The organism is Brevibacillus formosus, from assembly GCF_003013405.1.
Lineage (GTDB): Bacteria > Bacillota > Bacilli > Brevibacillales > Brevibacillaceae > Brevibacillus > Brevibacillus formosus.
In genome coordinates this window covers 100,094-106,277 of record NZ_PXZL01000001.1, presented here as the reverse complement: position 1 = coordinate 106,277, position 6,184 = coordinate 100,094, and the positions used below count along the sequence as shown (strand labels likewise).

Here is a 6,184-nt window from a genome sequence, read left to right as displayed (position 1 = left end):
ACTCGACTCCCCCCTTTCATCTACACTGATTTCTCACCAACAGCCATGTACAGCTGTCTGAGAATGGAATGACCTTCCGTATTCAGCATGTTTCGCCATGCCACAGATAGCTTGCCCAGCGCCTTACTGGATAAATAGCCGTCACGCACCAACTGCACAGGAATGCCTACACCCTCCGACTTTAGAAACATTTCATACCCGAGAAGCTCACTGTGGGCACAAATGACTTCGAAATCTATTTTTCCAAGTCCGCCTTGCTTGAGGACTGTTGGCAGTTCACGACCGATTTTCGGGTTGCCGCCTTCCGCATAGCGTGCCGCACAGTAGGCGTCATACAGCTCTCGCAATTCAGGTACATGCGGGGTGGTCATGATGTGCATCTCGAAATCATTGTCGATAAATACCGCTTTGCCACCTGGTTTTAACAACCTCGCTACTTCACGAACCGCACCGACTGGGTCCGGTAAATGCTCCAATACGAGTCGAGTAATGGCAAAATCATAGGAATCGCTAGGTAAGCCAGTTTCCATAATCGATCCCTCGACTATCTCAAATCGATCCGATTGCTTTTGTGTCAAATAGTTTTTGGAATAATCAACGAGTAGAGGATCAATCTCTAATCCCGTCACTCTGCCATTTGGAAACGCCTGCATGACCTTTTCCATCACGAATCCAGGCCCCGAGCCCAGCTCTATGACCGACATCCCATCTGTCAGACCAAACTCGATATAATGCTTCAGTTCTTTCTCCCAAAACAACTCCACCTGTGATTTCAAACGTTCTATTTCTACCTCAACATTCGTTGCAATGTTTGCGATTTGATAAGAACCTTCCATGTTATTCCCTACCTCCGCCATTCAGATATAGATTCGTTCAAAAAAGCCAAAATGTGGCCAGCAACAGCTTCCCATTCAGGATCAAGCATCATATCATGACTGACATTTGGGAACAGAACAGGCTCGATTCCGTATGTTTTGCCAATTCGGCGCGTTGTTTTCTCAGAAATCATCCGATCCTGCTTGGAGCCGAGAACCAGCATCGGAGCTTTCGCACTGATGTTTTTGGGAACAATTTTTCCATTCATCTCGGTTCTTGCTTTCAGTGATTCAGGCTGCAAGAGCTTCACCCACTCGTCCTTTTTTTCCATCGGCAGCTCCTTGGAAAAAAAGACATTGGCAAGCAGTGAGGCATCTCGTTTTTCGTTATATGTAAACAGTTGCATAGCTTCTTTAAAATTCCTGAACATCAATCGGAATAAGTCACGCATCCCGCCATGTGGAGGAATCGAGGCAACGAGAACAGTACCCGAGATTAAATCTGGATGCTGGTGCAAGATCTTTTGCACAATTCCTCCGCCCATGGAGTGTCCAATCAGCACTGGCTTGTTTCTTAGACGCGCGATTACTTCAAGAACATCATCCATGTAGTCCTGAAGTGTGTAGGAATGAAGATTTTCAAAGCCGTCGCTTTCACCGTGTCCACGAAGGCTCAGTGCATAAGAAGAAAAGCCTTTGTCCGCAAAATAAGGAAGGAAGTTTTTTTCCCAACACCATGCTCCATGACATGCTCCATGCACAAAAAGAAGAGGCGCTTCGCTAGAAACGCCTTGCGGATGGTATTCTATTAGTTCCAAATTCATTTTCGCCGTTCCTTTCTTATTTGAGAGTCATTCCTTCTTTACTTGCTTGAACCTATTAAAGCGTGGATACGCTGATTCAAAAGGTTGGCTGTCTCCTTGAGCAGCATTTCACCGATTTGATCAACATGACGGTCTCTCCAGTTTTCAACAGCCGTTCCCTTCACCCATTGATTAAAAGAACCTAACGCAGGACCGCAGTAAATCTGATAATCCACTTTATAGCTTTCGGCTCCGTCCAAAGCCCAGTCAAAACAGCGGTTAAAATACCATTTGAAAAGTAACGCCATCTTGTATTTAGGCGTTCGTTCCGCTCTTTTCAGTTCCTGAGGCGGGCAAGTCGTTTTCATCTGCTCATACACTTCTTCAAAGCTGCGTTTAAAATACTTTTCCTGGAGCTGCTGCTTGGTTTTCTCATCGATTTCATCAAGCGAGTTGTATTGACGATAGAGGTCGTGCAATTTGTTCGCTCTCGCTGGAAAAAATAAGCCTTTTTTCAACACCTGAATTTTGGCTCCCATTTCAAACATCTCACCCGCTGGGGCATATTCTGTGTCTTGAACATTGGCCAACTGCAACGAATCCTTCACCGACTCGCTGGTCGCCGCCTCCACTGTACACTGGTTAATCGAACCTGTAACAATATAATCTGCCCCAAGCATGAAAGCGACCGCAGCAGCCTCAGGAGTTCCAATGCCGCCCGCAGCCCCGATTCTGATCAGCTTACGGTAACCATACTTGTGCATCATGTTATCTCGGAGCCGGATCATTGCAGGCATCAAAGCAGAAGCTACACCGTGATCGGTATTTCCTCCAGAATCGGCCTCTACCGTTAACTCATCCGCCATCGGAACTTCTCGCAACAGACTCGCTTCTTCCCTTGTAAGCTTTTGTTCTTGCACCAATTTTTCTATCAGATACTCAGGTGCGGGACTTAAAAAGGCTTCCGCTACCTCAGGCTGTGATACCTTGGCAAAAATTTTGTTTGCCGCCTCCACTTGCCCGTTCATCCCCCGCTTTAATCCCTTGGCCCGATAGATGATCAACGCAGGGGTAATCGCCATAAACGCAGATGCTTCAATCACCCTCACTTGATAAGCAAGATACAGATCAACGATTCTTTCTTCCATGGATGGATCACTTGGATGATGCAACAAATTCATCCCATACGGCTCGCCATGCTGTAGTTCACGTTGAATCTGTTGGATGGCTCGCTCGATTCTATCCAGCTGTAAGCCACCGCTTCCGAAAAAGCCCATCATCCCGGCTTTTCCCATTTTAATGACCAGCTTTTCCGATGAAATTCCCTTGTACATCGCTCCTGCCAGGTAGGGATATTTCAGTTTGTAGTCCTGTTTAAATTGCTGATTCCCCAGCGAAAAAGCGGTAATTCCTTTTGGCTGCTCCGTGGCGCTCGCTCTCTCTTCGGCCTGTACGTTGACAGAAACCGGCTTTGCCTCTTGCTCCATGTTTTCTTTCTCTTCTTCCACATCTATGATCAGCGGCTCTGCTTCATTTCGGATCGTAGTTACTAATTTGGTCAACACAGTACCAGGGCCGACTTCTTCTATTTCGTTTTCCCCCACGGCCAGGAGATATCGAATACTGTCATTCCATTTCACTGGGTGTGTAATTTGTTCAACCAAATTCCGTTTCACATCGCTCTGTTTATAGGGTCTTGCGTGGACATTTGAAATTACAGGAATCGTCATACTGGAAAACGCAAACTGATTCAAATAGTTCTCAAAGCTCTGCTTCGCATCATTCATGTAACGGGAATGGAATGCTCCGCTCACCTTTAGCGGTATGTAAACTTTTACGCCCGCTTCCTGAAAAACAGGGTTGGCACGCTCGATATCTTCTTTCCGACCTGCAATCACAAATTGGGAGGGAGAATTGTGATTGACAATATCGATGCTGGTCAAATGATTTTCATGTAATACCCGTTCCACTTGCTCCAAAGTGAACCCGATCACAGCCGCCATACCTCCACCCACGGCCTGACTCATCAGCTCTCCCCGTTTTTTCACCAAATGCAGCCCTGTCTCAAAATCAAACACCCCTGATGCAAAAAGCGCATTGTACTCACCCAGGCTGTGTCCCGCCACATAGTCAGGTTTTTTCCCGGTTTCCTTCAGTTTCTTCAGGTAGCTAAGCGCATTTACCACGTACAGAGCTGGCTGGGTAAATTGCGTTTTACTTAACTGTTTGTCTGGATCATGCAGACATAATTCTTTAATGGAATAACCTAATATCTGATCAGCTTTGGCCGTTATTTCTGGAAACTCATCAAAAAGAGAGCCCCCCATTCCTTTTATTTGGGAGCCCTGCCCTGGGAAAACATATGTGGTCATTTTTCTGCCTTCCTTTCTATTTGTATTCAAACGTTTCTTTGAGAATAGCTGCTTGATGCGCTCTACATTTTCGCCGTCCTTTTTAAAAGGCGTGATAATCGAGTAGCATTCTGACTGTGAATCTTGCCGCAGATTTCGCTTTGTAAAATTACTCAAATTCCCTGCTGGTCCCAAATCCAAATAGATGTAGCTCTGCTGTTTCTCCAGCTCTTGGACAGCTTTTGGAAGCTGCATTGGCTTTCGCACGACTTGCCAAAAGTAGTCAACTGGCAGTTCCCTCATAATCTCACCATGAACACACGATACAAAGGGAATCTGGGGAATTCCAAACGATTTCTGTTTCAATACCTCCCGATAATGTGGTTCAGCCGGATCGATGTAAGAGGAGTGAAAAGCATACGACACGGGTAGGCGTTGACAAATAATCCCCTTGCCTTTGACATAATCCTCCATGCGTTGTAACTGATGACTGCTCCCAGCAATGACAAAATGCGAATGAAAATTCACCGCTACCAACTCGCTATTTCGATGCAAGAGCGGCTCTTGGTCATACAAATCGGGATTGTGGAGAATCGCAAGCATACTCCCTTTCTGACAATACGTTTCGTAAAGGGTGGCTTGTTCCACCACGAGTTGCAGCAATTCTTCCACAGGCATGATCCCAGACACAGCCGCCGCCACAAACTCCCCCAAACTGCTCCCCAGACAATAGTCTGGCTTTATTCCACTTTCCATGAGAACCTGGGCCAGAGCGTATTCCACCATGAAAATGGCGGGATGCGTATAAAGGGTGCGATCAAATAGGTCGTCGCGACGCTTCGTGCCATCATATAACTGGGCAAGAACAGACTCCCCGATCAGGGCATGTACCTTTTCATCTAGCCTTAGCATCCATTTGCGAAATACCGGATTCTGATCAAAAAGGTCTTTCCCCATCTGATAGTACTGAGACCCCTGTCCAGAAAACATAAACACAACAGGCTTTTCCATGTATGATGCACCCCTTGTTTTTATAAAAGGTTTTTATAAAGAAAACTCCCCACAGCCTGGTCAATTGACCGCTAATGGGGAATTCATAAGCGATTTGTCATGCATTGTTCTATCTCCTGGAGTACATCCTTTACTACAGCAATACTCCACTCTGTCTTTTTCGGGTAGGTGATCGAACATACATAGTCACCAAGGATATAGGAAGCAGTACGGTATTGGGGAAAGTTTTCAAAAAGACTAAACACAACCCCATCCCTTACCTCCACTTGGCTTATTTCATAGATATGAAAAGATGTTGTTAAGCCTGTCTTCAAGATTTTGGATAACGCTTCCTTGACTGTCCAGAAAAGAGTGAGAGTCGCTTCATAGGAATAAGGCAAGCGTGACAACAAGCTGCTCTCTTTCACAGTCATTTGCGTCTCCAGAACTTTATTTCTATCAACGCTAATTCTCTCTATATCAATCCCCATCGGTAGTTCTTCCGAAAAAGCAATGGCGGCTGCAAGATCGTCACAGTGGGTGATACTCACTTGGACATTGGTTGTATTCGGCAAGTTCACGACAGGGTGATGAAGAATGCCCTGTGCAATACATATTCGGTCTAAGCTGTCTTCTCCAGTCAGAAACGAAACGGCTTTTTTGGCGACATATCTCCCAGTCAGGTAGCTTTTGACTCTCCTCTCAAACTCCAGATGAAAATAATACTCAAATTCTTTTGGGTGCAAGAATTTTACCATTTTAAAAAAATCAGCGGGAACAGAAAAGTAGCCAATGCTCAAGCTGGCACGAAACTCTCTATTCGTAGCTTTTATAACGAATTCTTTCGTAAAGATCTGTGGGAACACATGCATCCAATCTCCGCCTTCTCTCGTTCTACGACTATGCCAAAGGGCAGAGCTTCCCCGGTTCGTGGGTAAATAGTTATACACACTACCGTTTCTCCGTATGACCTCCCCAGTTCCTTTAACGTGCCGAAACAGCGATTAAATTCCCTTAGAGATATTACTTTCGATAAGAAGCTTATGTAGCTGAAGCGTTCTATTTATACAGAATGTTACAACAACCGCATTTATTGCATAACACGAAAGAATTGGATATATTTAGTATAATACCACAAATTTTGAGAATTTATCTACTCAATCATTCCTATTTTTTGGTAAGCAGTAAGCACTCCAGTTACTTACGAATCTACTTCATAATGAAA

4 protein-coding genes are annotated in these 6,184 nt (G+C 45.1%); all 4 read right to left on the bottom strand.

Annotated elements, in window-relative coordinates; translation table 11 throughout:
* Positions 1 to 20: 20 nt before the first annotated feature.
* Positions 21 to 836, bottom strand: a complete 816-nt coding sequence (locus C7R91_RS00630) for a methyltransferase domain-containing protein (protein WP_047068491.1) — start codon at positions 834 to 836, stop codon at positions 21 to 23.
* 8 nt (positions 837 to 844) lie between these two features.
* Entirely contained in the window at positions 845 to 1,639 is a 795-nt protein-coding gene (locus C7R91_RS00625) for an alpha/beta hydrolase (RefSeq protein WP_047068492.1), read from the bottom strand.
* 38 nt (positions 1,640 to 1,677) lie between these two features.
* The gene (fabD, locus tag C7R91_RS00620) at positions 1,678 to 4,980 is read right to left on the bottom strand and encodes an ACP S-malonyltransferase (protein WP_047068493.1); all 3,303 of its coding nucleotides are present in this window, start codon (positions 4,978 to 4,980) and stop codon (positions 1,678 to 1,680) included.
* 83 nt (positions 4,981 to 5,063) lie between these two features.
* A complete protein-coding gene (locus C7R91_RS00615; RefSeq protein ID WP_047068494.1) occupies positions 5,064 to 5,831 on the bottom strand; it encodes a 4'-phosphopantetheinyl transferase family protein in 768 nt (255 codons plus the stop codon).
* Between the last annotated feature and the right edge of the window lie 353 nt (positions 5,832 to 6,184).